Below are 26773 nucleotides of genomic sequence, written 5' to 3' on the forward strand. Positions count from 1 at the left end.
CTTTATTTTTTTGATTGCTCCGACGGCAGTTCTTTGGAATCGCCGGCCGGATTATAACGTTTAAAAAAGCCTTCTTCTGTAGATGTGAAAATTTTAAAATTCAATACTTTTACGTTCAGGCAATCCTCTTCCGGACAAGCTTCCACGCATTTAAAACACATCATACAATTATCGGTCACCACATTCACACTGGTAATATCTTCTGCAATGGATAAAATACCCATATCGCAAACCCGTGAGCAGTTTCCGCAGCGGGTACATTTATCCCCCACTTTCGTCAAACGCAAAATCCCGATCTTAGAAAACAGGTATTGCAGCGCACTCATGGGACAGAAAAAACAAAAGAAACGTTTTTTTACAAACGACCCCACAAAAAACAGTGCCAAAATAATAATGGCAAGCGACGACATCACAATGGTTACCGTACTGGAAAAATTAATACTCAACTGGGATGTGTCCCCCGAAAAAAGCGGCAAAATAATCCGTGCCGGACAAATTTGACAAAACGGCGTATGTAAATCATGCGAAAGTTTGGGCAAGCCAAAAAACGAGTTGGAAATTGCCAGGGGAATAAGGAAAAGCAAGGCCAATAAAACATATTTTATCCAGCTAAGCTTTTTAAAACTTTTCTCATCATACTGTCCACCTCTGATTCCCAAACGTTTACGAAGCATAGTGATCCAATCCTGGATGGTTCCCAACGGACAAAGAAATCCACACCAGGCTTTATTAAAAATAATAAAGAACAAGACAAAGGAGAGCAACGAAGTTAAGAATCCCACACCCCGCCAGCTGAATAGCGCCGAAAAAGAGGTATGCATCCGGTGCTGAACAGACATCAGAAAACAGGTTCCGGGACTGCCCGGATTGTACGGACAGGCAAAAGTGGGAAGATTTTGCCCTACCTGTATGAGAAAATAACTGCCATAAACAAACAAAATAAATGCGATAATCTGTATCCAGAAACGAAACCGGGATACATTACCATTGTTTACCCACCTTCTGATTTTACTTATTTTCGTTTTCATCAAAAATATATTCTTTATAAGGTTTCTTTCTCCGTTCACGGTATACAAAAACACCAATACTGATTATCACCAAGGATATGATAAAGATAATAAGTCCCCATACCATTGACTGGTACATGGTTCTCGACGGGAAATATCCGTCAGACATAGAGGTAACATAATGTACATAACGATAATTCTTTCCCCGAAAAGTACCGGTTTGTTCTTTGGTAAATTCAGAAAAGATCATATAGGAATAAATCTTACGCCCCCGGATTTCGCTCCATTTTGAAAAATAATCCTGAATAAACTGAAATGTCGCTTCGCCTTTGCGGTTGGTCATTTTCCGGTTTACCCATCCCTTTTCTGTACTCAACACAATCGGTATTCCAGCCACCGGTTTCCCCTGATACATCGGCTTATAAGTAAACTTGTCGCCTGATGCGATAAAGAAATGGAAATTTTCGTTTATGTGACGTTCTCTGACAATTTCGAACGGAATTTTTTCCGGAAAAATTCTCGGAAGAACCGCTTTTCGCACATTAGGATGGCCGTTACGGCAGCTATGGCTCAGCAACTCGGCCTTAGCAATATTTACGTACAGCGTGTCCCCCGAAAGCTGTTTAATCACAAGATAAACATTCCAATAACCTTCTGCGTTATCCACATATTCTACCACACTTTTCCCTTTTATGTTCAGGATTTTTGATTTCACCCGTTTATTTTTGGGAGAAAACACAAAAGTCTGTTTATCCAGACTGTCAGGGAGCGACAAGTAAGCAGCATGCTCAACAGAAATTCCCCGGCGAACCCATTGAATCACCCGGATCGGGCCTCCCCTGCCGCGGTGCCTTTTCATGGTGCAAAGCCGATGCATTCCATACGTTGAAACTTCTTTTCTTAAACGGCCGGGCGGTACATTCGATAACCAAACAGGAGATTCCTGTGCATTTACAGCCAAGGCCAATAAAAGCAACCACAAAAAATATCCTCCGGTAATTGTAAACCTTTTCATAGGGCAACTGCTTCTTGTGAATAAACAAAGATATTGCAATACCTGCTTCTGGGTATCGCAATATCTTTATTTTTTATTTAAATTAAAAATGATATCCGACAGATAAGACATAATTAACAGGCCAACCTGGTGAATAATACTGATACCAAACCGTTTGGTGGGTAACATAATCGTATCGTTTACCGGCATACGCCCAGGTAGCATAATTCACATCAAAAATATTATTCACTGCCAGTGAAGCTGTAAATTTCTTATAACGGTAATTTACTTTTGCATTCACAAGAGAATGGCCAGGATATTTAAAATGGTCATAGTTATCCATGTAATATGCGTCAATAAACTGATAATCAACCGTAAAACTCAAGCCAAAATCAAAGGCATACGTTGCTCCGGCCGAAAACATATTGTGCGGCGTTTTCCGGAGCTGGTTTCCGATAAGCGTAGTATCCGGATTGTCTATAAAAGTAGCATTCAGATAAGAATAAGCCAGAAAAGCCGTGAACTTTCTCTTGTAATGATACCGGAGCGACACTTCCACCCCATCATGACGAGTATTTCCGATATTGATATAAGTAGCCGGATAACCATCCGAAACAATCTGATCGGTAAAATCCATCCGGAATACGGAAACCTGATAATGGATCGCATTTTTCCACAAATTTCCCCGGACACCAATTTCATAATTCGTCAGATATTCTGGTTTCAAATCAGGATTCGGGATCACGTAAGTACTGGTAAAAAGCTGTGAAATCTGAGGCGGATTAAATCCTCTTGAAATATTTCCAAATACCGTCAGATTTTCAAGCGGATTGTAGGCAAATCCGAATTTCGGACTAAAGTTGGTTAAGCTGGAAGTTCCGCTGGTATTATCATCTCCGGTATGGAAATTATCTTCCCAGTCATAACCAATATAGTCAAACCGCAGACCAAAAGTCAGGTCGAGGCGTTCCTGAAACAGGCTTACCCGGTCTTCGGCATAAATTCCCAGCATGTCATAAGTACTTTTTCCGGCCCAAATCAAGCTACCGATAACCCCTGTTTCACCATCACGGGAATAAGTATGGTTATCATCGGTTTGCCGGTCGAAACTGGTACCTACAACAAAATAATTTTTGGCACTCGAAATTTTAGAAACCAGTTTATAGCGAACTTCTCCACCATACATTCTCACATTATCTTCTCCCCATTTGGTATCAAGGTAGTGTCCGGTGGTATTTCTGCCACTAAAATAACTATTAACGAAAAGATCACTTTTTTCTCCAAATTGTTTATCATAATGAAGGTTGAAGCGATAAATTTCATTGGTCCATCCGGTAAATTTCCGGGTAGCTACGCGTGATCTTTCCACAAACTGAATACTATCTAACGGACCACCACTCTGGGATGTATCTTTAGTATAATCACCGGTAAATTGTAATTTGCCCATTTTCCCAAAGTCCTGAATCAATTTAATACCGGCTCTTCCGGAGGTATATTCGGTACGATCCTGGTAGCCATCGGTATGGTAGTAACCGGCTTTGGCAAGGTAGCGGAAATTTCCTTTACCCCCATTTACATCCCCGCTAAATTTCTGAAAATTATAAGAGCCGTAAGACCCGTTAATATCTCCATGAAACCCTTCTTCCGGACTTTTTTCAATGATATTGATCACACCGGTAATTCCATTTGGTCCATACAATGCCGAAACCGGTCCTTTTAACACTTCAATTTTTTCGGCATGATCCATATCCACCCCTTCAAACAAGGTTCGTCCTGAGGCTTCGGTAATAGGAACACCGTCCACCAAAACCAAAATACCCCGGGTGATATATGTATGCAATCCCACACCACGGAAACTAATCACGTTGGATTCACCATGACGCCGGTCTTCAGTAAACACACCGGGAATAGACAACATGGCTTCCCCCACATTCCGGCGCTCCGTGGTCAGATCAATTGATTTTTTATCGATCACATACACCGGAGAACTGACGGTTCTTACCGTTTGTGGAATTTTTGTAGCGGAGATCTCCACTTCATCAAAAGTAATGGAAGTCATTTCCATTTTAATATTCAAAGTGGTCACTTCGCCGGCTTTCACTTTTACATCTTCAAAATGTTTCGGAAAATAACCCAATAATTTAGCTTCTACAGCATGTCTTCCGGCCGGAACATTTTTAATTACATAATGACCTTTACTATCACTCACGCCTCCCAGTTTCAGATGATGGATATAAACTTCCACACGGGCAAGCGGTTTGCCGGTATTGGCATCAGTTACCGTCCCTTTGATCATGCCTGTATTCTGGCCAGACACTGTCATCCCTGTCAGCGTAAACAAGACAAGAAAAAATAACTGAAAGTAAATCTTTTTCATAAATCCTTTTCCTTTTAATGATTAACCATAAAAACGTAATTTAACCTTTAACGTATTTTTTTCCTGTTTCTTTCAAAAAAACAAAATAATTTTCCAATTAAAATAAAAACTTAATCCCAATGTTAAAACTAATTTGCGGTTCATGCAGGATACAAGGCTGAACAATAAGTGCTATTCAAGTAAATAATCGCCATAATAACCACAATAAAAAAGTTTTATTGTTGGCAAATAAAACACAGGACAAGTTTTGAATGTTCTTGTTCAATTTCTCCGGTAAGAATGTACACAGCCCACCTGCAACCATTACTGCCGTATATTCAACATAATCTGGCACACAGCGGCTCGTGTACATTCAAGGTACTTTTATACTCCATTGTGAGAAAAACCACTTTCATTTATAAACCTAACAAATTACATGATGTTACGAGAATTACTTACGAACCACATTGTTATGCGGCATCCGATTGTTATCGTAAATAAACCTGTTGTTTTAAAAAGATACCGAAGTTCTACAGCCCTTTCGCTGCTTAAAATAACTTCCACACATCTTTTCCTTGCCTTACAAGCAAGGACACAACACAGTTTACACGTAAATTGTTAACCAATGGAAGTAAAAAGCCCGGGAAATAATAATACCGGAGAAAATTATGCCCGGGAATTGGGCGGTGGAATCAATACTTTAAGATACCGCTCAGGAAGCGGATCGGCATAACTATAGAAATGTAAAGGAATTCCTTCTGCCAGGAATTGTAAATGAAAGGTTCCCGATACCAGATAAATCATATTACTCACCTCATTATTTGTTGTCGGAGGTGGGTTCTGGTTTTTAGTGGTCGCACTATTTTTATCACCGGCACTTTTCAACAGCGCACTCAAATAGGCCATATCACCGGTTTTAGTATGATCACCATTGGAATAATTCTTATCTTTTGTATTGGCGAAATAAGCGTGGGAAGAGCTAAAAAAATAATAATGCAAAAGCGGATAAGAAGGCAAAATCAGGAATGCCAGGTACAGCAGTAAAAACGATATGGATATTGCCTTCCGAATCATTGCATCAAAGCTACAAAAAAATTAAATATCTAACTAAGAATATAAATATTTTTACCGCACGGGTGTAAACGTATCATTTTTTGGCCATCGAAACACCGGTTTTTTGTCTTCCAGTACAAATTTAGGTTTGGAAAAGGGAGCCAGCCGGTTTAAAAAGTCCAATACAGCCAAAATCGGGGCACCATAGAAGAACCGCATATACCGGTCAAAATCCCATAAATGGCCAGAATAAGAAAGCAAAATGTACGGAATATCTCCTATGTTATCATCATTACGGTCAAATCCCTGATAATCATCCCAATAATTATTATCCCACACATTAAAACGGGCCGTTGTTACCTCTGGATAAACCTGGGTTAAGTTATTATGAAAATAGTTGTGCTTAAAAAGATTGCCCTCCTGATTGGTATGGAAATAGATGGCCGTACCACAAAAAGCAATCTCATTATGTTCAATGGTATTTTTTTGTTCCAGCACGTAAGGCGACACATCTACATGGATACCTTCGGTACAATAAATAAACCGGTTATTCAGGATCTGGTTGGAGGAGGTTTCTTTCATCCCCAGCGCCATGCCACTCCCAATGTGATTGTCTTTGATCAGATTTCCGGTCATAATGGTGCGTTCGCTGTACATCAGGAAAACTCCTACCGAGTTGTTAATAAGTACATTATTTTGTATCCGGTTATTGTGCGAATACATAAAATGGATTCCATAACGGTTTCCGATTCCTTTATTTCCCTGAAAAAGATTCTCTGCCGAGTACCAAACCACCATGTCACGCACATGATGCCAATAATTTCCACGAATGATATTAAATTTGGAATACCACAACCGGATAGCATCGCCTTTAATGGCTTTAGGCCGGTGCAACAGAGAAGTGATTTCGTTGTGAATGATCCGGTTATGATTACACTGCCAGATATCTACACCAAACAAAACATCTTCGATACGGCAATTTTCAATAACATTATAATCCCCTTTCAAACGAACACCGGAATCCAGCTTATCAAAAGATCCGCCAGAATGCCGGATTACAACATTTTTAACGGTTACACTATCCGCATTAATAAAAATCACCGAAGTTTTCCCCAAGCCGTCGATTATTGCTTTTCCCTGGCCGTCAATTACCAGCCCGTCGGTTGAAATCTCTACCGGTCCGGTATAAACTGCCGGTTTCAACAGGATGTGCTGTCCCGGCTCCGCATTATCAATAATCGGTTGCAACGGAATAGAATCGTAACCGGTGGTCGTCAGGTCATACTGCGTAAGGGTTCCGTAAACCGGTTGTTCGGTCTGTCCCCGTCCATTTGCCGGCCATCCGAAAATCAAAAAGGCCATCAGCAAAGAAGCATAAAAAGCAAAACCGGAAAGATTCCGATAAGCCATTCTGCTTCGTTTTCCTTCCGGTTTTGCTTTCATAGAAAAAAGATTTTTCAATACTTTTTATTCTTTCCCTGCCGTTTTACAGGACTATTCTCCTTCTTTCAGGCTGTTTTTCTTGATGATCATGGCCACGATAAGCAGGGCCGTCACCAACAGTGCCAGGAAAAATCCGAAATAGGGATAAGATTGGGTGGTAAACTGCGCCACTTTTCCCTCACCAAATACGGTAGGCATAAAAGGCTTAATTCCCCTGAAGGCGCCTCCGCCGTGCATCGATAAATGGTGTCCGTACCAATAGAGGTAATAAATGTAAACCCCGAGAAAATAAAACGGAAGCAAAGCCGAAATAATGGCCGGCACAAAACATTTCCGTTTGGGTGTAAACATAAAAATCAGCACAAACAAAACAAACACCGCAAAAATATAAGGCGAAGCATGCATAATCTTATCCAATAAGATCAAGGGTTTTGGTGTAACATTTACCCGGATAGGTTCATTGGTTTTCGGATCAATGATTTCATGCCCCTGGGCATCTTTTTTGGTGTCAAAAACGTAATAAATAGGATATTTACGGGTTCTGTCTTCGTTCACACCCGGAACGATATGATACATTCCGATAAAATGGTTAATGGCGTTCATTTCGCGCAAACAGTCAGCGCCCTGTTGACCCTGAGCCAGTTCTGCCCGTTCTTTTTCTCCTTTACAACCATTGTAAACCCCATTGAATTTAAAGTCGATACGAATACCGCGCGGATACATTGATTTCGGATACTGAATACTTTGCAGTGCCACATGCCACATGGGCAGGAAATAGACCACAATAATCAGGATGGCAGCCAAACCGGCCAGTGCCTGATACGTAGTTTTCTTTTTCATAGTTTGATATTTTAAGTTTTAAAGAGATTGATGATGAAAAGCCAAATGTTGCAGCCGTTGAGCAAGGCTGAAAAACCAGAAAAAATTATTTGGCCGTTACACCAGCTGTTTTCAACATATAAGCTACTGCATCGTACAAGTCTTGATCAGAGCAGTCAGTACAACTTCCACGAGCCGGCATTACACCATATTTTCCGGTAAAACCACTAATGGCATCATGATGCAATTGTTTCAATCCTTTAGCCGCAATTTCGGTCCACCGGGCTTTGTCTTTCAACGCCGGAGCGCCAGCTACACCGGTCATATGGCAGGCAATACACACTTTATTGTATACTTTTTTACCATTTTCCAGATTGGCAACATATGTTTTCTCCGTTTTAGCCTTTTTTACTGCTGCCGTTGATTTTTCACCTTTTTGTGCGTTACCGCCGCAACTCGACAAAAGGAAGCCACCCATGGCTACCATAAAGATAAGTACAAATAATTTTTTCATAGGAACTGTTCTTTTAAAAATTCTACTTTGCAAATTTAAGAAAATAAATACTCAATTAACCAAAATATTTATCCCGATTTTGTTCTTTCAGCCTTTGTTTCACTTCCTTCGGTCCAAAAGAAACAAAAGAAGCAACAGGCATCAGATGCGCTATTGCTTCTTTTGTGTAATTCCCTTCAGTTCAGGTAGAAACCAACAGGATTATTTGTTGTTTTCCTGCTGTTGTTTCAGCACCTGAGCCGATTTGGCTTTCAGATATTCAATGATCTTTCCGATATCCTGTTCAGAAACATTCTGGTTCGGCATGGCCAGTTTATATTTCTGACGCATCGCTTCGATATCTGCTTCTTTCCGGTGTTTTTCAGGATGCATAATCCATGATTTCAACCAGGCATCACTACGCCGTTTGTCCACCATTAACAAGTCCGGACCATTGAAATCTTTACCGAATTTATGACATGCTGTACAACCGTAGTTGAGGAATTCCAATTCGCCCGGCAACAGGTTTTTCAACTCAATAGCCGAAGGCTGGAATTTCTGCATTTCGTTGTCTTTCTGGATACGTTTAGAGAAAGCCAACAGACGGGCATTTTCAGCTTTGGCGTTGTATTTTACAGCCAGGTAACCCTGCAGCTGACGGCCTTCCGGAGAATGAATCTTATCTAACAACAACGGGTACATCCCGGCTTTATCAGCCACAAAATCAAGCGTAGCCGTTTCGCCCGGACGCCAACGATACTCTTTATCATACGAAGCAATTTCGTAAACATAATGATCGAGTTTCGACTGTCCGGTATTGGTCAGATGGATCAGTACATGATTTCCCTGATTTACCGAAATATTTGCCGGCGTTACTTTTCCGTCATTAATTGTACCAAATACTTCCACCGTATTGCCATACCGTTTGGTATATTCTTTTCCGGCTTCAGTAGCGTAGGGTGCTTTTTTCAGTGTAACAATATCTGTTCCGACAGGATACTTATCAATCGGCTTCAGCAAATTGACATTCATCATCACTGTATAGTGAGGCTCACCCATAGGCAACGGCAAATCGTAAATGATTTTCATTTTCGGACCGCTGATATCGATCAACTGGTGGTTCTGCGGATGCAATGGTCCCACCGGATTAAAGCGGTCAATGGAAAGTTTATCCAGCTCAATGAGATATTTGCCTTGCGGATGTTTGGTGTCACCATGTGCCGAAACGAGGTGTCCAATGTTATAGTTTGAAGAAACATGGTCAAGCACTTTCAGCGTCAGGTAATTCCATTTAGTTGTCCAGGAATCCACGTATACCGAAGTGTAAATAATTCCTTTTTTCGGGTCAAACTGGTTGTGCAACGGTCCCAGACCGACTTCCACACTACCATGCAAAGCCGTTTTCAAAGCAATAATCGGAATACCATAAGAGTCTTTTCCTTCAAAATCTTTTGTTTCAATGGCTTTTTTGATTTTAGCCCAGGAATAAACCCATGCATGGGAGTCGAGTTTACCGGCTACGATGATATAATCACCCGTCGGATCCACATCCACACCGTGCGGTGATTTCGGTTCAGGGATCAGGTAAAGCAAACCGTGTTTGATGGATTCGCTAATGGGGATTACCCGCATACCGTTCACCATCTTGGTTCTAATTTTTCCGGCTTTAATTAACTCTTCTGCTTTTTTCCAATTGGTCACATGCAAATAGTCCACATCACGTGAAGAACATCCGGCTTCAAACGGAGGACGTCCCTGCATATCGCCACCAATATACATTTCTGTACAAAATGAGTTGGTAAATCCCCAGCCATAAGTAGCATTTTTACCGGCATCAGAAAGGTCTTGCGTATAAGGAGGCAACTCAAAAGTAAAGGATTTCTTTTCATCAATTCTTCCTTTTTTGTCATCAAAGGCCCAATAGGTAAGACCACCTCTCCAGTATTTCCGGAAGTTTACATCATTCAACGGATGATATTTATGATCGTAAGGAGCCGGATACTGGGTAGCTTCCAAAATATACTCTGAATTCGGAGTAAAGAAAGCGCCACCGTGATCGCTTCTGAAGATCGGGTTAATCACCACTTGTTTTACTTCAAAATCCTTCAGATCAACGACATAAATCCGCGGATTGGCTTTATCATTAATTACGATCCATTTTCCGTCGTAATCGCCATTGGTTTCAGAAAAACCCGGATGGTGGGTATCACCCCAAAGGATTTCTTCACCATCAATAAAGCCGGTTTTCATCAGATCATAAGTTTCAGCGGAATAGCCATAACCATCATAAGGCTGACGGGTATTGGTCGGAGTATATTTTACCAAGCGCATGGAAGGCACCAAATAAGTTGGCATATTTCCTTCCTGTCCGCCTGAGTTAATAGCAACGTATTCATCTTTCAGATGATCGGGAGTGTACGTTTTGGCAGCAGCCAAAACATCATCGGCGGTAAGGCCTCTGCGGCTTACCACATCGCCAAATGATTCATTACCTCTGGGTGCTCCTACTTCTGTTGCTTTTTGTTTTTTACCGCCGCAACCGGTAAAAACCATACCAAAGCCAACGAGCAGAACAACCATAAAGAGGCTGGTATATTGTTTGAATTTTTTCATAATACTCAATATTATAAATTTAAAAAATTACGATTTTTACTTAATGCCTTCCAGTTTTTCTTTCAACAGTTTTTTAGCACGCAAACCGGCATCAGCAGCTTTCACCTGATATTGGAAATACTGCTCGGCCCACAGGAATGCCTGTTTCCATTTGCCTTCTTTAGCAAATTTTTCATAGTTCTGTTTCGGAACAGCTGCTTTGTTCAACTGAGCCACAGCATCCTGTACCAGTGCTTTTACATACGGATGGTTTTCATAATGGTTTTCTTTCAACCATTTCACCACTCCATTGATTACATCCTGGGTTTGGGCAATCACTTTCAGTTTTTCTTCGTAATTTTTCTTATACCCGGCCAGCTCTTTTGCTGTCAGCTGAATTTCGCCGGAGCCACCTGTGGATTTGTAATTTTTCGGTTTCACCATCAAGATACCTTCCATTTCGAGGTGCAAGGCCGAACAGAATTCGGTACAATAGTACGGGAATGCACCTGCACGGTCGGCCACAAAGGTCAACGAAGCGGTTTTACCCGGTTCGAAGCTACCGTGTTTACCGTAGGTATCAATGGTAAATCCGTGGGTTTCGTCCTCTGCCAGCTCAAGGTTGGTCAGGTGGAACGTAACAATATCACCCTGATTTACTTCTACAATTTCAGGGGTAATGTGTGAACGGATAAGGGTTCCGAATACGTGAACACGGTTTCCTTTACGTTCAATTTTTTCTTTTCCGGCCACCGTTTTGAAAGGTGAAATTTCGCCGGTTCTGGAGTTGGTTCCGGTGGGATACCGAATAATCGGTTTAATGGTAGTACGCAATACCGCCACCGAACCATACATATTACACTGCGGTAAGGTCATGGTGTATAAATCGTGCATTTTGTCACCTGAAATATCAATCAGATGCTGGGCACTGGGACGAACCGGACCTACACTTTGCAGATTTTTATAAAGAACCTCTTTATCCACTGCCGTCAGGTAGTTGGAATGAGGGGTTTCTGACAGTCCCTGAGGCACCATTAAGTAGGAAGGATGGAAATCCAGGGTCAGTTCTCCGGTTTTTTTCAGGGTTTCATAGTTCCAGCGAACAATTTTTTTCGCATCATGCAACGAAGCATAAGCAATATCAGGACGATATTCGAAAGCCACGTCAATCACGGGGCCGCCGAAATCCATGGTGCCATGCAATACTTTTTTGGTATCGATTACCGGAATACCGCCATCGGCTTTTCCGGCATAAGTTTTATTCACCAAGGCATTTTTCACTTTGGCAAAATCAAACACATTGGTTTGATCATCCACGGTAATGAAATATTTGCCTTTGGGAGTGATTTTTAAAATATTGGCTTTAGCCGGCAGTTCAATCAATGCAATGGCATTGGCTTTTAAGGCTTCATCAAGCGGAACCACAGCAAAGTTATTGACTTCTGTGGTTTTCATGCCAATTACTTTTTTGTAATCCACTACATAGGCATAATGTTTACTGCCTTTGTCAGCCAGTCCAACCAAAAGTCCGTCACCTACCATTTTACCCACATCAAAATAACCAAGGGTATAAGGAGGTAATTCCAGCGTAATGGATTTCTCCTTTAAAATACGGCCGGCATGACCCGTTTTGGTTGCTTTTTTTACATTGTGGAAATACCAGAAGGTAATTCCCGACTTCATTTTTTTGTCGTAATCTTTTTTCAGGTCGACCGTTCTCATGTTCCAGGTGGAGGGATACTGGCTGGTTTGAATAACCCAGTCGGTATTAGGGGTAACGGCCACTTCGGGATAACAGGAAATAAAGAGCGGGTGGCTCAGCACCTGTTTGGTCTCAAAGTCTTCGAGGTCGAGCATGGCAATACGCGAATTAGCCCCGTCGGAATAGAACAGGTGTTTTCCATCATATTTTCCGTTGGTTTCGGAAAGTGCAGGAAAACGCATATCGCCGTACCAATCGATTTTATCGTCCAGCGAAGCTTTTTTCAGCAACAACGAACTTTCGTCGTCGTAACCATATCCCTGCCAGGGTTCGGGAGAAAATACACCCACGTATTTGTAAATACGCATTGAGGGGATTCCGTAAACGATCATGGTTCCGGAGTTACCGGTTCCCACAAACCCAAAATACTCGTCACGGCCTCCTCGCGGCATAAAGGTTTTGACCGCAGCCAGTACATCGGCATCGGACAAGCCACGTTCTTTTTTCACCTCGTTGAGCGTCTGCTGGGCTTTAACCGGAACTCCGGCTGATGCCATCAGCAGAAAGACAAGACTCAACACGAGAAAACGTCTTGAAATTAACATCATAATAATTAATATTAGGTTTATAAATGAATGAAAATGGTTTCAATTTTAAGCTAATTTAAGTTTGTCTTTTAGTACCCTCATACCTAAATAAGGGGCAATACAACACTTTATATAATCACAAACAGTTACTTATCAATATTTTATATACCCTGTCAAAATCCTTTTTCCCACTGTTTGACTCGTAACAAAGTTAAAAATTTTTAAATAATGTTAAAACAAATCATCAAATTTATTTAATTTATAATTATTCTAAATAATTATTCCGGGGCTTTTATTTCGCTGTGAAAAATAAACAGTTAGGAATCACCGAAGCTTACCGGCCTTTCGTAACCTGTAAAAGTTTTCACTCACAGGTACTTTTCCACAAAAAAGCAGGAATTAAAAATCCATTACACCGGAATGAATATTTTATTTTTTAATAAACCGCCCCAAAACAACGAATAAACTACTGGTTACCTTTATCTTACAAAAGCAAAACAAAAGGCGGCCAAAATACCCACTCGCCCCACCACCGGTACCGGTTTTTCACCTGAAAGAACGAGGGGAAAAGCAACAAAACAGACAATAAAAGATTCATCACCAGCAAAAGAGAAAAATAGATTCTCCAATGCGGAAAAACAAACACCAGTCCGATCAGCAAAAAAATCAGAAAAACAAGCAGAACTGCAACAAACCGACGAGTAAAAAAATGTCCGTAAAAAGTGGTAAAACTTTTAAGATGATCTTGCTGGTCTTCGTTTTGTTCGTAAAATGACATCAGGACACTTTCACTCCAGGCCGTCAGCACATAAATCACCAACAATATCCATTCCGGGGCCATTAAAGCCCGATGATGCCAGGTTACAGGAGCCAGTGCCGTACCTGCCACATAAAACAGGGCAATAAAAAACTCTTTGTGGAAATAAAAACCGCTTTTGCGTACCAACAACACCAAAAGCAGATAAACAGCGGCAAAAGTTCCCAGCCACATCCCATTCTCGAATACTGCTGCGCCAAGATAAATCCATGCGAGTACTGCAGCCAAAAGCGCAATGACAACAAGCGTCACAATAAAAAAACGCCGATACTGATAATGAAACCGGTGACGGTAAATAACGGCTGCCTGTTTTCTGGTCATTCCGTCCACAAGATGGTCGGCCGTATAAACGGTCCAAACCGACAAAGCCAGCACCAACAGCCAAACTGGACGGACGGGGACACCGAAGAGATGCGCCCAGAAGCAACCAGATGCCAGCGCCCCGCCAGTAACATCAAGGCTCAACACCTGAAACAACACCGGCACATTTTTTAACCAAACACGTTTATTTTTGTTTCTATCCATTACCAAAAGCAAAAAAGCCCCCGGAAAAGAACGGGAGCTTTTTTTTAAACCGGGTCAATTTTGCCCATTAATATTCTTCTTCGTAATCTTCCAACGTAAAGCATTCCATCAAATAGGGATGATTTCTGGGGACTAACGGATGCTTGGCAAGCGACAAGGCCGTGATGAGTATAAACAGGCCTGCAAAACCAATAAAAGTACCAATCTCCAGGTAGCCGAATACCACTTTATGCATGGTTTCAGCCACTACCGCGTTATAAATTTCAATGTACTGTCCCACTACCAATACAGCGACCGTAATCAACAAAGCATTAGGATTTTTAGCCAACCGGTTCCACATGAGAAACAGAAACGGGAACAACCAGTTCACCAGGATTTCTGCCAGGAACAATCCGTAAAATCCTTCCTGCCGGCGCATGTAATAATACACGGTTTCTTCCGGAATATTGCCATACCAAATCAGTAAATACTGCATCAGCCACATATATCCCCACATGATACTCAGCATAAAAATGTATTTCGAGAAATCATGCAGATGCCCTTCGTTCAGAAACGGGAAGTAACCCAAACGGTTTAAAATAATTACCACGGCAACAATGATGGCAGAGCCATGATAAAAAGCCGAAACAAAAAACTTCACCGAGAACAAGGTACTATACCAATGTGCATCCAGCGACATCAGCCAATCGATTCCCACGAAGATAAAAGAAACGCCCAACACAAAAATAAAGACCTTGGACAAAAATTCTATTTTATTGAAAGCATCCAGTCCTCCAACCACATCTTCGTGCAACGACAGTTTTCTTATCTGCAAAGCAATCCAAATCCACAGGATAAAAAACACCACAGTCCGGATAATGAAAAAGGGAACATTCAGGTAAGGTGATTTATGTGCTAAAACCGGATCGTGCAAGGCTGCACCGGGTTCTGCCCAGTGAAACAAATGAGGCAGTCCAAAAAACAAAGGAATCCACAATATAGCCGCAACAAGCAGGTAGGAAACCATGGATTGCGGAATCCGCAAAAATCCGGATGACCAACCTGACTGGGTAATGGCCTGCAAAGCCATCCAAAAAAGCGCTCCCAAAGCGATGGACAAAAACATAAAATTGTTGACCAGCAGATTAGTCCATGTTCTTGTCGTTGCACCCGTCAGGAAACCGGCAAAAACAGTAACCACGCCAATTCCCACCATGAGAATCATGATTATTTTAAACGACTTACTAATTTGAAGTTTGTTATCCATGAGAATCTATTTTTATACGCAGAGGCATTATTTTTTAACAATCGAACGCAAATAATTCACGATTTTCCAACGATTTTCGGGGGTAACCTGCACCCCGTGCGGCCCCATCAAACCAGATATAGAACCTTCTGTAATGATAAAGTAGATTGTACCATCAGGCATGTTTTGCACATAACTTCCCGTTAAGTCACGCGGCTTGGCCGGAAAAAGTTTGGCAGCATACAAATGGCCGTTTCCTTTAGCATCAAACCCATGACAATCAGCACAAAAGATATCATACTGCCGTTTTCCTTCTTTTAAATTTTCAGGAGTGGGCTGAATCGGATTTTTCAGTTCCACACCGGCTTTTGCCTGATCGGCCACCTTTTCGGCAATATTTTTCGGATGATACGGGAAATAGGTACTGTTCCGGGCCACCGCACCGGCAGGAGCAGGCTGATTTACCTGGCCGTTGGGCAAAACGTTACTCGGCGCGTACGCTTTATCAAATTTGGTATAATACATATCGTATTTTCCCATGTAAGCATAACCCGGATCATTTTTATCGCTGACACAGGACGAAAGCATCCCGGCCAAAAGGAAAAGACCAAAAAATAGAATCGTTATCTTTTTCATTTTAAAAGTTTTTCGCATTATACATTGCTTACATTGACCTCCACGGCACCACTTTTTTTCAACAATTCATCGATTTGACGAACCGTGTTTTCATCCATATTTTCATCTTTTTCAATCACAATGACAAACTTATCATCCATGGAACGGGGATCGGGCATAGGGGCTTTTTTCCCCGGCCACATTTTTTCGCGAATCAAAAGCGTAGCCAATGTGAAGATAACCCCGGAAAGGATGGTCAAAACAAACATCAAAATCACAAAAGAAAGTGAATTATGCGGTTTCCCGCCAAAAGTAAGCGGATAACTAATCACCGATGACCAATACAGAAAAGCAAAGACCGAAGCCGTTCCGAGTGCACCGTAAACAAAAGTAGCATACGGAATCCGTGTTTTCAGTTTTAATAAATCCCAAACATGTTCCAACGGAAAAGGAGAATAGACATCTTTTACTTTCACTCCGTTGTCGAGCAGTTTTTTCACGGCATCGGTTACCACATCCGGGTCATCAAAAACGCCGAGTATTTGAGCTTGATTATTCATGATTTTCCGAGTTTTCTGTAACAATACTGGTTTCTTTCAACACGCCTTTCAGTTCACTGATGGCCATCATAGGCAAGAAGCGCAAGAACAGCAGGATACCGAGAATAAAAAATCCCATGGTACCTACATAAATAGCCACTTCTGTTACTGTGGGATGATAACCATGCCAGGTAGCCGGCAACCAGGTCTTTGACAATGAGGTGACCACAATCACAAAACGTTCGTACCACATCCCGATATTAATGAAGATACTGATAATGAAAACCATTGTAATATTTTTTCTAACCTTTTTAAACCAGAAAAGCTGAGGAACAATGGCATTAAAAGTAATCATGGCCCAGTATTCAAAAGCATATTCGCCCACCGTACGGTTTTTGAAAAAGACAAACATTTCGTAAGGCGAGTCGGAATACCAGGCAATAAAAATTTCTGAAATATAAGCTACTCCCATGATGAGAGAAACAAAAGTCAGCACACGGGCAATTGCATCCAAATGTCGTTGGGTAACGTACTCTTCGTATTTATATACTTTCCGGACAATGATCATCATGGTCAGCACCATGGCAAATCCGGAAAAGATGGCGCCCACCACAAAAAACGGGGGGAAAATGGTAGAATGCCATCCGGGAACCACACCGGCTGCAAAGTCGGTGGCCACAATAGAGTGAACCGAAACAACCAGCGGAGCTGTTAATCCGCCCATCAAAAGGGCTGCCGATTCAAAACGCAACCAACCACGGGCCGATCCCAGCCAGCCAAAACTCAATACGTTGTAAATGGCTTTTTTAACTTTAGAAGTGGTTCTTTCGCGAATAGTCGCAAAATCGGGCATCATCCCCACATACCAAAACAGGAATGAAGCCGTCAGATAAGTACTAATCGCCACCACATCCCAAAACAGAGGAGAGTTGAAGTTATCCCACAACGGGCCACGGGTATTGGGATAAGGGAAAATAAAAAATCCGTCCCAGATTCGTCCCATGTGGATCAACGGGAACATTCCGGCAGCCATCACTGCAAAAATGGTCATGGCTTCGGCTGCCCGGTTAATGGAGGTTCTCCATTTTTGATGCAGTACCAGCAAAAAGATGGAAAAGGCCGTTCCGGCATGTCCAATACCAATCCACCAAACAAAGTTAATGATCGCCCATCCCCATGAAACGCTGTTATTTAATCCCCAGGTTCCAATTCCATTGGCAATGGTGTTGTAAAAGCCCCAAACACCCCAGGCCAGCATGGCACTGGAGATAAAGGCAGCAGCCCACCACCAGGCCGGCGTTGTCTTACTCAGCAAAGGATTGGTAATATCACGCGTAATATCGTGGTATCGCTTATTTCCTTCAATTAATACGCCTCTGACTTTAATATTATACATAATACCCGTTTTTTATTATGCTTCTTTATTTCTTACTTTAGTTAAATAGCTTGTGGAAGGCAGCGTATGCAACGATTCGAGCAGATGATACATCCGGCCGGTATCGTTGGACTGACTGACAGCACTTTTCTTGTCCAGCAGATTTCCAAACTGAATGGCATCGGTAGGACAACTTTGCTGACAGGCCGTTAAAATTTCACCGTCACGTAATTCACGATCTTCGGCTTTGGCTTCCAGTTTTTTCTCCTGGATACGTTGTACACAGAACGTACATTTTTCCACTACCCCACGCTGACGAACGGTTACATCCGGATTTAATACCAGTTTGCCCAGTTCGCTGTTCATGTTATAATCAAAACTGTTGTTGTTCACGTATTCGTACCAGTTGAAACGCCGCACTTTATACGGACAGTTGTTCATACAATAGCGGGTTCCGATACAGCGGTTATAGGCCATTTGGTTCAATCCTTCATCGCTGTGTGTGGTAGCCGCCACCGGACATACATTTTCGCACGGTGCATTGTCACACTGCTGGCACATCACCGGCATGTGGAACACTTCCGGATCATCAGCCATTTCGGAATAATAGCGGTCAATCCGGATCCAGTGCATAATCCGTCCCAGTTTTACCTGTTCTTTTCCTACCACCGCCACATTGTTTTCTGCCTGACAGGAGATCAAACAGTTACTACAACCGGTACAGCTATTCAGATCGATGGAAAGTCCCCACTGGAAAGCATCAAATTTCGGTTCAGGATAAAGGCTGAAATTTTCACTCTTCAGGAATTTCTCATGCTCTTCATTACCTGCTGCCGGATTCTTAATAAACTCTCCGAGCACCGTTTCACGTACAATAGGACGGCCTTCCATCACATGATGGGTCTGGGTAAGTGCCAACGGATAAGTTTTGGAGGTCTTGGTCAACGTAACAGATGTTCCCAACAATTTTTTTGTTCCGCCATCTGTATTCAACAGATGAAAAACATTTTTTCCGATGCCATCACCGACTTTTCCCGCATGGGTTCGTCCATATCCTACCGCAATACCAATGGTTCCTTCGGTTTGCCCCGGCTGAATCAACACAGGAAGTTCTATCTTTCCGTTGATTTTCACCACATCTTCCTGTTTCAACCCCTGGGCATCGGCATAAGCCGGTGAAACCGTAACATAATTATCCCACGTGGCTGTGGAAACCGGATCGGGCATCTCCTGCAGCCAGGGATTATTGGCATGTTTACCGGTTCCCATGGCAATTTTTTCATACAATGCCAGTTCCAGGCCTTTTGCCGCCGGGCGGGAAACTTTTAACCGGGCCGGTTTAAAAGCCGGCTGGGCTGTTTCTGTTTCTGCAAGATAAAAAACGCCGTCCTGTTTACATTTAAACCAAAACTTGTCGAAACTTGAATATTCTTTTTGTTTGGGATAATAGGTTGTTTTCCAATTATTTTCCAAATAATCGGAGAAGCTCTGTTTGGCACCCATCCAGGTTAACAGGCTCTCCTGAAATTGCCGCGTATCAAAAATAGGCCGGATAGCGGGCTGGGTAAAGCTGTAAAATCCGGCGGCCGGCTCTGCATCGTTCCACGACTCCAGGTAATTATTATCCGGACAAACATAATCGCACAATGCAGCTGTTTCGTCCATTGTGGAAGCAAATGAAACTTTTAACGGTAACTTTTTCACCGCTTTGGCCAAATCCGGAGCATGAACACAATCATAAGCCGGATTAACATTGTAAAAGAGAATGCCACCGGCTTTACCCGACTGCATTTCCTTCAATGCCGCTTTCATCTCTTTTTCCTGTCCCTGTTTCAGATAAACCGGCGTATTCAGGTCAATGGTTTTTCCATAATTATCTAAAAGAGCATTGATAGCATTGACAATCAACTGAATTTGCAAGTCGTTGGTTCCTGAAACCACCAGCGATTTTCCTTTAGACCGAAGCAGGTCCGCAGCCACACGCTTTACATCTGTTTTCACCGACGGGGCCGGATACAACGTATTACCTGTTTTCTTAGCTAATGTATTGTACAGTTTAAGCAAGACAGCCGCCTCTTCGGAAGGCTTAATCTGATACCGGTAATCGGCATTGGAACCGGTGAGTGACATATTGGTTTCGAATTGGTACAAACGCGACATTTTCGTTTGTCCGTCTTTAATTTTACGTCCTTTGGCAAACTGCTTGGAGAAAGTCACCGGCATCAGCCAGGTTCCCAGAAAATCGGCATTAAAGCCCACCATGACGTCAGCATTTTCGAAATGGTAATAAGGAATGACCGCTTTCCCAAAATTGGTTTGGTTGGCCTGACGCATCGCCGACAGGGGCAAAGTATCGTATTGTACCCATTTTACATGGGGATAAGCCTGAATAAAATCACCGATCAGCTTACGGGTAGTCGGACTAATAATCGTAGAAGTAAGAAGAATTACCGATTTTCCTTCGGTTTTCAGCGTGTTAAGCTGCGCCTGAATTTCTTTATCTATGGTTTTCCAGTCGGTTTGTTTTCCGTTTTTTACCGGGCCTTTCAACCGGGCATCATCGTAGAGGTCAAGCACAGAAGCCTGTACGCGGGCTGTGGTTCCCCGTTGCGAAATGGGTGAAAGCTCATTTCCTTCAATTTTAATCGGGCGACTCTCGCGGGTTTTCACGAGAATGCTGCAATATTCATCACCATCAAAAAAAGTGGAAGCATAATAATTAGGGACACCGGGAGTAAGCTCCTGCGGCCGGTTTAACAAAGGAATTGCTTTCCGGACAGGCATTTGACAGCTGGAGACCAGCGCCACTGCTCCCACCGAAAAACCCATCATTTTCAAGAAATCACGACGGCTCGATTTTCCTTTCACTTCAGATTCTTCCAAACCTTCGATGGAAAATTCGGGCATGGCTTCTTTTTCTGAAACACGGTTTTTTTTCAGTTCCTTGTAATTTTCCAGACTTTGCCAGTATTTCTTCTCCATAATATATTGAAATGGAATTAGTTAAAAATTCAAATGATTAATAGTGACATTTTGCACAATCTTCTCCGCCAATCATCTTCACAGTGACCAAATCTATTTTGCCGGCCCGGAGTTCTTCGTGCAATTTTTTATAAGCACCATAAAATTTGTTGTTGGTAAATTGCACTTTATGCGTCCGGTGACAATCAAGACACCATCCCATACTTAAATCTTTCACCTGGGCAATCTGATCCATTTGATCCACATTGCCGTGGCATTCGGTACAATCCAGTTTTCCCACCTTTACATGCTGTTCGTGGTTGAAATAAACAAAATCAGGCAGGTTATGTACTTTCACCCACTGGATGGGCTTGTTCTCTTTGATTGCAGCATAAATCTTGGCAATTTCTTTAGTACCGGTATGTTTACCCGATTTTACCTGCGAATGGCAATTCATACAAACCGATGCAGGTGGAATACCGGCATGCTGGCTTCTTTCCACTGTAAAGTGACAATATTCACAGTCAATTTTATTTTGTCCGACATGTACTTTATGCGAAAACCAGATGGGCTGATCAGGCTGGTAAAATTCTTGTCGTCCCAAACTGGTGGCATAATCCCAAGACCATTGTCCCATAATCCACAACGTAACCAGCATAAGCACATAATGTACCCATTTGGCTTTCAGGTAATGGGTAAAAATGAGGTCAATCAGCACCAAAAGAAAAACCACCAAAGAAACAAGGGCAAGAATAGCCAACATCCGGCTTTTTTCGCGCTTTTGCTGAATGTAACGTTCGGCTTCACTCATTGTAGAAACCGGTGCCGTTGTTTTTTTTACTGTCGTTTTTTGAGCCGTTTTCTGGGAAGATTTTGCCGCTACTTTTCCGCCATTTTTAATATAAAGCAAAATGTCTTTTACCTGGGCATCTGTTAATTGATGCGATGGCATGGGAATTTTACTGTATTCATTAAAAATCTTCACGGCCCGTTTGTCTCCCGCCTTGACCATAGCCTGGGAATTCTGGATGAATTTGATCAGCCATTCCTGCGGATATTTATCCGTAACCCCTTTCAGATCAGGGCCGACAAGTCTACCGCCTCCAATGGTATGACAGGCTTTACACTGTGCAAAATTTTTCTCTGCCTCAGCAGTTTGTCCCGATACGGACGAATAAGTAGTGAAGAAAAAGACAAAAAATAACAATAGGAAACCGGTGAGACGAACAATTTTCAATCTCCTGACATGCACAAATCTGTTCATTATCATGTTGTAAAGATTATCAGATATAACTCTGTTTTTATTACGCTGCTTAAAGTGTTAAGAAATCTTAAATAAAGATATGTCACTCCTTTAATATACCGACAAAACTATTTAATTTTTTTCAAGAAAACCAAACTTTTAAGCAATTAAATACCGCAATCTAGCATAAAAAACGTATAATTTTATGCAAATCAATTGTTTGTAAAACAATTTTTTTATTAACAATTATTAACAATTCTTAAAATCCGGCTAATCGTCAGCCGTATTTTTTAACAGGGGAACAAACCGGAATTTCCCGAAACGTTCTTCTATAATTCGGCCATCTTTTTCTTTATGAAAACGGATCATGGTTTGCACATCTCCTTCTCCCACAGGCGAAACCAACCGTCCGCCTGTTTTCAGCTGATCGAATAACGTTTGCGGAATTTCCGGAGCGGCTGCCGTAATTAAAACAGCGTCAAAAGGAGCAAACTGTGGAAGGCCCAGATATCCGTCGCCATAAAAAAGATGCACATGAAATCCCAATTTCGGCAAAAAATCACGGGCTTTTTCATACAGTTTTTTTTGCCGTTCCACCGAATAAACTTCCACCCCCAACGCCGCCAGCACACACGCCTGATATCCGGAACCGGTACCAATCTCCAACACCTTATCCCCTTCCTGAACCTGAAGCAATTCCGTTTGAAAAGCCACAGTATAAGGCTGCGAAATAGTTTGTCCGGCGCCAATAGGAAAAGGCTTGTCTTCGTAAGCATAATTTAAAAATCCTGAATCCAGGAAAAGATGACGTGGTACCGCATACACCGCTTCCAGTATTTTTTCATCCAAAATCCCTTTTTTCCGGATCTCATTCACAAGGCGCCGACGCATTCCTTTATGTCGATATGAATCTTCCATTTATTAACATTCGGAGGTTGGTTATTTCTTTTTCAGGATGCGAATGTAAACATTTCAGGTTTTATTTTTGAAAAAAAACCACGGATGAACAAAATTGGAATTGTCGGCATGGACAAAACAGCTCTCCATCATATTCAATGCATGGAAGCTGCCGGATTTGTCATTGCCGGTATTTTTGATCCGTTGCATCCGGACACCCTTTTACGCTGTCAGCAAATGAACCTCCGGTATTTCTCTGATTTCGATCAGCTTTTACAGGAATCTGACGCCATAGACCTGGCAACTCCTGCATTGGAGCACTATCCGCTGGCTGTACAAACCATTAAAAAATCAAGACATCTTTTCATTGAAAGTCCTGTTTTATCCTCGCCGGAAGAAGCGCTGCAACTGATTGAACTCACCAACGAAGCCCATGTCATTGTACAGGTAAATTATCCCGAGCGATATCATCCGGCTTACAAAGCCACCCTTTCTTATTTGTCTGGTCCATTGTATATCGAAGCCCAGCGGCACATTGCCTTTACTGATCAAAACAAAGATCTCCCGGTGGTAATGGACTTAATGATGCATGATATTGACATTGTTTTAAGCATTGCCAAGGCCAACATCCAAAAAGTACATGCTACGGGGGTAAGGGTATTTAATGGCTCTCCCGACATCGTGAATGCAAACCTGGAATTTGACAACGGGGTCGTTGCCAATCTGACCGCCAACCGGATTGCGTCGAAAAATATTCGCCGGGTGAAATTTTACCAGCGGCACGCCCGTATTCAAGCCGATTTTTTAAAAAACCGGGTGAAGGTACTCCGGCAAAAAGAAACCGCTGAAAAAAACCCGTTTGTCGTTGAAATAGAAGAACCGGAAGCCACTTCTGAAGATAAGCTGACCCTGGCCCTGACCGATTTTTATAACAACATTCGATTACAAAAGACACCGGCTGTCAGCCTGGAAGATGCTTATCAGAATTTAAAAGCCGCCTTCCTGATCAATGACAAAATAGAGCTGCTTTCACGGCAGTAATTTCATTTCATCTTTCCCGCTTCTTTTCACCGGTACTTCACAAGAAATTTTAATTTTGCAAACAATATGCGGGGAACTTTGCACGTTACCCGTTTATAGAAGCCCAAAATCACAGTTTGTTTTCTCCAAACCTTTTTTCACGGTTTTTTCAGGGAATAGCCGATTTTGGCCACGAACGAAAACGACAGGATGAATAAAAATTTACAGGCTGCAAAATATGTTTTTTTCGACTGGTTTAGTGCCTTGCTGACGTGGACTTTGTTTTATCTGTACCGAAAAGTCAACGAAGATCCTCATATTTTTCAGCACTGGAACGCAATTTTTGACGACCGGAAATTCTGGCTAGGCATTATTTTTATTCCTCTTTTCTGGCTTATGCTATATGTAATGGCCGGATCATACCGAAGGATTTACCGGAAAGCACGATTAAAAGAACTGGGCCAAACCTTTATCACAGTTCTCATTGGAGTGATTTTTTTGTTTTTTGTCTTGATTTTAGATGATCAGGTTCACGACTATCGCGATTATTATGAATCATTTGTCGTCCTTTTCAGTTTACAATTTGGGATCACTTATTTTTTCAGGCTGATATTAACCACCCGCACCGTGCGGAAAGTACACCGCGGAGAAATCGGGTTCAACACCATTATTATCGGCAGCAACGGAAATGCCGAAAACATTTACCATTCCATCATCAATCAGGAAATTTCTTCCGGGAACAAGTTTGTTGGATTTGTCAATGTTCATGACCGGAAAAATTTTAAGATGAGCCGGCATCTTCCCTATCTGGGCAATTACCGGGAATTAAACCGCATTGTACAAGAAAAAGAAGTAGAAGAAGTAATTATAGCCATAGAACGCTCCGAAAAAGATACCATCCAACGGATCATTATTGAGCTGGAAGAAGCCAACGTTATTATCAAAGTGATCCCGATGCTGCAAGACATTATGTTTGGCACGGTGAAAGTGGACAATGTTTTTCACACCCCGCTCATCGAGATCTCGCCAGATTTAATGCCGGCATGGCAGCAATATTTAAAAAGAATCATCGATATTTTTGCTTCCTCCATGGTGCTTATTTTCCTGTCGCCCCTTTATTTGTTTACTGCCATCGGGGTAAAACTTTCTTCACCGGGTCCTGTTTTGTTCCGGCAAGAACGGATCGGTTTTCACGGGAAGCCTTTTTACATGTACAAATTCCGGTCAATGTATGTGGATGCAGAAAAAGACGGGCCGCAACTTTCGTCAAAAGACGACCCGCGCATCACTCCTTTCGGAAAAGTTATCCGGAAATACCGTCTTGATGAAATTCCCCAGTTTTTCACTGTATTAAAAGGACAAATGTCGCTGGTGGGCCCACGCCCTGAACGCCAGTATTATATTGACCAAATCATGGAAAAAGCACCGCATTACCGGTTACTGTTAAAAGTAAAACCCGGAATCACCTCCTGGGGACAGGTAAAATACGGCTACGCCTCCACCATCGACGAAATGGTAGAACGCCTGAAATACGACCTGCTTTACCTTGAAAACATGTCGCTTTCCATGGACTTTAAAATTATGATATACACCGTACTTATTATTCTCCAGGGAAGAGGAAAATAACTTTTAATGCACTGAACATCAACTAATCCTGCGGAAGTGTTTTCAGCCAGCCGTTATCGGCTTCCGGATAGCTGTCAATATCGGTAGAATACGGTTTAATATCCAACAGCGGCGTACCGTCAATCATATCGGCACCGGAAAAATAAATTTTATTTCCTTCAATTTTTTTCAGCCTGACAATGGTCATTCCGATGCCATTGGGCCGACGCGGGCTCCGGATGGCAAATACGCCTTTTACCTGATGATGCCGCGGTGTAACCTGGGTAAGCAAATACCCGTTTGACCGGTGAAAATGAAACAGAAAATAAACGTGACTGAAACTTTCCAGCCCGTTCAATCCTTCCACAAACTCCGGAAAAATTTCCGCGACACCGTCGTTATTTTCTCCAAACCGGCCCTGCCGCGGAATTTTTTCTTTTCCGTCAAACGGGGTATGGATAATGCCTATTGGCTCAAATTCAATTTTATTCTGATGCATCATGACTAATCATTCATGCGGCAAAATTACAGAAACTGTTGCACAATCCCTATGATTTGTTGTGCCGGAATCACCCCTGCCTGACGAAATTTTACTTCGCCCTTTTTAAATACCATCAGGGTAGGAACATTTTGAATCATGTATTTTCTGGCGATAGCCGGATTTTTATCTACATCGACTTTCAAAATGCGAATCCGGTCGCCCAGTTGTTGTTTTACCTGCTTTAAAATGGGCGGCATCATCCGGCAAGGCTGGCACCACTCTGCCGAAAAATCAATCAATACCGGTTTTTCTCCTTGTATAATATCTTGAAATTTACTCATAATCTTTGTTCTCCTTTCTTAAAAATCTGTGCCCGTTTTTACAAAGATTATGCCTTCAGAAAATAACCGGAATTTTTGTCAGC

At 42.1% G+C, this 26773-nt stretch carries 21 protein-coding genes; 2 read left to right on the forward strand and 19 right to left on the reverse strand.

Annotated features, from left to right (window positions below; translation table 11 throughout):
* Positions 1-2: 2 nt before the first annotated feature.
* From LA303_RS10130 to LA303_RS10210, 17 genes are all read right to left on the reverse strand, one after another.
* The gene (locus LA303_RS10130) at positions 3-1028 is read right to left on the reverse strand and encodes a 4Fe-4S binding protein (protein WP_240525214.1); all 1026 of its coding nucleotides are present in this window, start codon (positions 1026-1028) and stop codon (positions 3-5) included.
* On the reverse strand, positions 1009-2022 hold the full coding sequence (locus LA303_RS10135) for a hypothetical protein (RefSeq protein WP_240525216.1): 1014 nt from the start codon (positions 2020-2022) through the stop codon (positions 1009-1011). The genes LA303_RS10130 and LA303_RS10135 overlap by 20 nt, the downstream gene beginning before the upstream one ends.
* A gap of 82 nt (positions 2023-2104) precedes the next feature.
* The gene (locus LA303_RS10140; protein ID WP_240525218.1) at positions 2105-4378 is read right to left on the reverse strand and encodes a TonB-dependent receptor; all 2274 of its coding nucleotides are present in this window, start codon (positions 4376-4378) and stop codon (positions 2105-2107) included.
* Between the two features lie 645 nt (positions 4379-5023).
* On the reverse strand, positions 5024-5431 hold the full coding sequence (locus LA303_RS10145; RefSeq protein WP_240525220.1) for a hypothetical protein: 408 nt from the start codon (positions 5429-5431) through the stop codon (positions 5024-5026).
* A gap of 51 nt (positions 5432-5482) precedes the next feature.
* A complete protein-coding gene (nosD, locus tag LA303_RS10150) occupies positions 5483-6853 on the reverse strand; it encodes a nitrous oxide reductase family maturation protein NosD (protein WP_240525221.1) in 1371 nt (456 codons plus the stop codon).
* A gap of 51 nt (positions 6854-6904) precedes the next feature.
* Positions 6905-7693, reverse strand: a complete 789-nt coding sequence (locus tag LA303_RS10155) for a hypothetical protein (RefSeq protein WP_240525223.1) — start codon at positions 7691-7693, stop codon at positions 6905-6907.
* A gap of 85 nt (positions 7694-7778) precedes the next feature.
* Entirely contained in the window at positions 7779-8186 is a 408-nt protein-coding gene (locus LA303_RS10160; protein ID WP_240525225.1) for a c-type cytochrome, read from the reverse strand.
* Positions 8187-8387: 201 nt separating this feature from the next.
* The gene (gene nosZ / locus LA303_RS10165) at positions 8388-10778 is read right to left on the reverse strand and encodes a Sec-dependent nitrous-oxide reductase (RefSeq protein ID WP_240525227.1); all 2391 of its coding nucleotides are present in this window, start codon (positions 10776-10778) and stop codon (positions 8388-8390) included.
* Between the two features lie 36 nt (positions 10779-10814).
* Positions 10815-13067 (reverse strand): cytochrome C, encoded by a 2253-nt coding sequence (locus LA303_RS10170; protein ID WP_240525229.1) that lies wholly within the window; start codon positions 13065-13067, stop codon positions 10815-10817.
* 463 nt (positions 13068-13530) lie between these two features.
* Positions 13531-14343 (reverse strand): hypothetical protein, encoded by an 813-nt coding sequence (locus LA303_RS10175; protein WP_240525230.1) that lies wholly within the window; start codon positions 14341-14343, stop codon positions 13531-13533.
* 112 nt (positions 14344-14455) lie between these two features.
* On the reverse strand, positions 14456-15634 hold the full coding sequence (locus tag LA303_RS10180) for a hypothetical protein (RefSeq protein WP_240525232.1): 1179 nt from the start codon (positions 15632-15634) through the stop codon (positions 14456-14458).
* 27 nt (positions 15635-15661) lie between these two features.
* On the reverse strand, positions 15662-16249 hold the full coding sequence (locus tag LA303_RS10185) for a c-type cytochrome (protein ID WP_240525234.1): 588 nt from the start codon (positions 16247-16249) through the stop codon (positions 15662-15664).
* A 17-nt stretch (positions 16250-16266) separates the two neighbouring features.
* Positions 16267-16788, reverse strand: coding sequence for a DUF3341 domain-containing protein (locus LA303_RS10190; protein WP_240525236.1), 522 nt, complete (start codon positions 16786-16788; stop codon positions 16267-16269).
* Positions 16781-18163 carry an NrfD/PsrC family molybdoenzyme membrane anchor subunit gene (gene nrfD, locus LA303_RS10195; RefSeq protein ID WP_240525238.1) on the reverse strand — a complete coding sequence of 461 codons (1383 nt, stop codon included), beginning with the start codon at positions 18161-18163 and terminating at the stop codon, positions 16781-16783. Before nrfD ends, LA303_RS10190 begins: the two co-directional genes overlap by 8 nt.
* Positions 18164-18178: 15 nt before the next feature.
* Complete coding sequence (locus LA303_RS10200; protein WP_240525240.1) at positions 18179-21124, reverse strand: Fe-S-cluster-containing hydrogenase; 2946 nt, start codon at positions 21122-21124, stop codon at positions 18179-18181.
* Positions 21125-21161: 37 nt separating this feature from the next.
* A complete protein-coding gene (locus LA303_RS10205; protein ID WP_240525241.1) occupies positions 21162-22373 on the reverse strand; it encodes a c-type cytochrome in 1212 nt (403 codons plus the stop codon).
* A 243-nt stretch (positions 22374-22616) separates the two neighbouring features.
* Entirely contained in the window at positions 22617-23264 is a 648-nt protein-coding gene (locus LA303_RS10210) for a protein-L-isoaspartate(D-aspartate) O-methyltransferase (RefSeq protein ID WP_240525243.1), read from the reverse strand.
* Positions 23265-23348: 84 nt separating this feature from the next.
* On the opposite strand from LA303_RS10210, the gene LA303_RS10215 reads away from it, so the two are divergent.
* The gene (locus LA303_RS10215) at positions 23349-24284 is read left to right on the forward strand and encodes a Gfo/Idh/MocA family protein (protein WP_240525245.1); all 936 of its coding nucleotides are present in this window, start codon (positions 23349-23351) and stop codon (positions 24282-24284) included.
* Positions 24285-24473: 189 nt separating this feature from the next.
* Entirely contained in the window at positions 24474-25889 is a 1416-nt protein-coding gene (locus LA303_RS10220) for a sugar transferase (protein ID WP_240525247.1), read from the forward strand.
* A 22-nt stretch (positions 25890-25911) separates the two neighbouring features.
* Here LA303_RS10220 and tsaA read toward each other — a convergent pair whose 3' ends face one another.
* A complete protein-coding gene (tsaA, locus tag LA303_RS10225) occupies positions 25912-26370 on the reverse strand; it encodes a tRNA (N6-threonylcarbamoyladenosine(37)-N6)-methyltransferase TrmO (protein WP_240525249.1) in 459 nt (152 codons plus the stop codon).
* A gap of 23 nt (positions 26371-26393) precedes the next feature.
* Positions 26394-26690, reverse strand: a complete 297-nt coding sequence (trxA, locus tag LA303_RS10230; RefSeq protein WP_240525251.1) for a thioredoxin — start codon at positions 26688-26690, stop codon at positions 26394-26396.
* Positions 26691-26773 lie beyond the last annotated feature (83 nt).

This window comes from Candidatus Sulfidibacterium hydrothermale (assembly GCF_020149915.1).
Classification (GTDB): Bacteria; Bacteroidota; Bacteroidia; order Bacteroidales; family F082; genus Sulfidibacterium; species Sulfidibacterium hydrothermale.

Excerpts from the sequence above, each read along its gene's own strand:
- LA303_RS10130 (WP_240525214.1), bottom strand. The coding sequence starts at position 1,028 with ATGAAAACGAAAATAAGTAAAATCAGAAGGTGGGTAAACAATGGTAAT.
- LA303_RS10135 (WP_240525216.1), bottom strand. The coding sequence starts at position 2,022 with ATGAAAAGGTTTACAATTACCGGAGGATATTTTTTGTGGTTGCTTTTA.
- LA303_RS10140 (WP_240525218.1), bottom strand. The coding sequence starts at position 4,378 with ATGAAAAAGATTTACTTTCAGTTATTTTTTCTTGTCTTGTTTACGCTG.
- LA303_RS10145 (WP_240525220.1), bottom strand. The coding sequence starts at position 5,431 with ATGATTCGGAAGGCAATATCCATATCGTTTTTACTGCTGTACCTGGCA.
- nosD (WP_240525221.1), bottom strand. The coding sequence starts at position 6,853 with ATGAAAGCAAAACCGGAAGGAAAACGAAGCAGAATGGCTTATCGGAAT.
- LA303_RS10155 (WP_240525223.1), bottom strand. The coding sequence starts at position 7,693 with ATGAAAAAGAAAACTACGTATCAGGCACTGGCCGGTTTGGCTGCCATC.
- LA303_RS10160 (WP_240525225.1), bottom strand. The coding sequence starts at position 8,186 with ATGAAAAAATTATTTGTACTTATCTTTATGGTAGCCATGGGTGGCTTC.
- nosZ (WP_240525227.1), bottom strand. The coding sequence starts at position 10,778 with ATGAAAAAATTCAAACAATATACCAGCCTCTTTATGGTTGTTCTGCTC.
- LA303_RS10170 (WP_240525229.1), bottom strand. The coding sequence starts at position 13,067 with ATGATGTTAATTTCAAGACGTTTTCTCGTGTTGAGTCTTGTCTTTCTG.
- LA303_RS10180 (WP_240525232.1), bottom strand. The coding sequence starts at position 15,634 with ATGGATAACAAACTTCAAATTAGTAAGTCGTTTAAAATAATCATGATT.
- LA303_RS10185 (WP_240525234.1), bottom strand. The coding sequence starts at position 16,249 with ATGAAAAAGATAACGATTCTATTTTTTGGTCTTTTCCTTTTGGCCGGG.
- LA303_RS10190 (WP_240525236.1), bottom strand. The coding sequence starts at position 16,788 with ATGAATAATCAAGCTCAAATACTCGGCGTTTTTGATGACCCGGATGTG.
- nrfD (WP_240525238.1), bottom strand. The coding sequence starts at position 18,163 with ATGTATAATATTAAAGTCAGAGGCGTATTAATTGAAGGAAATAAGCGA.
- LA303_RS10200 (WP_240525240.1), bottom strand. The coding sequence starts at position 21,124 with ATGGAGAAGAAATACTGGCAAAGTCTGGAAAATTACAAGGAACTGAAA.
- LA303_RS10205 (WP_240525241.1), bottom strand. The coding sequence starts at position 22,373 with ATGATAATGAACAGATTTGTGCATGTCAGGAGATTGAAAATTGTTCGT.
- LA303_RS10210 (WP_240525243.1), bottom strand. The coding sequence starts at position 23,264 with ATGGAAGATTCATATCGACATAAAGGAATGCGTCGGCGCCTTGTGAAT.
- LA303_RS10215 (WP_240525245.1), top strand. The coding sequence starts at position 23,349 with ATGAACAAAATTGGAATTGTCGGCATGGACAAAACAGCTCTCCATCAT.
- LA303_RS10220 (WP_240525247.1), top strand. The coding sequence starts at position 24,474 with ATGAATAAAAATTTACAGGCTGCAAAATATGTTTTTTTCGACTGGTTT.
- tsaA (WP_240525249.1), bottom strand. The coding sequence starts at position 26,370 with ATGATGCATCAGAATAAAATTGAATTTGAGCCAATAGGCATTATCCAT.
- trxA (WP_240525251.1), bottom strand. The coding sequence starts at position 26,690 with ATGAGTAAATTTCAAGATATTATACAAGGAGAAAAACCGGTATTGATT.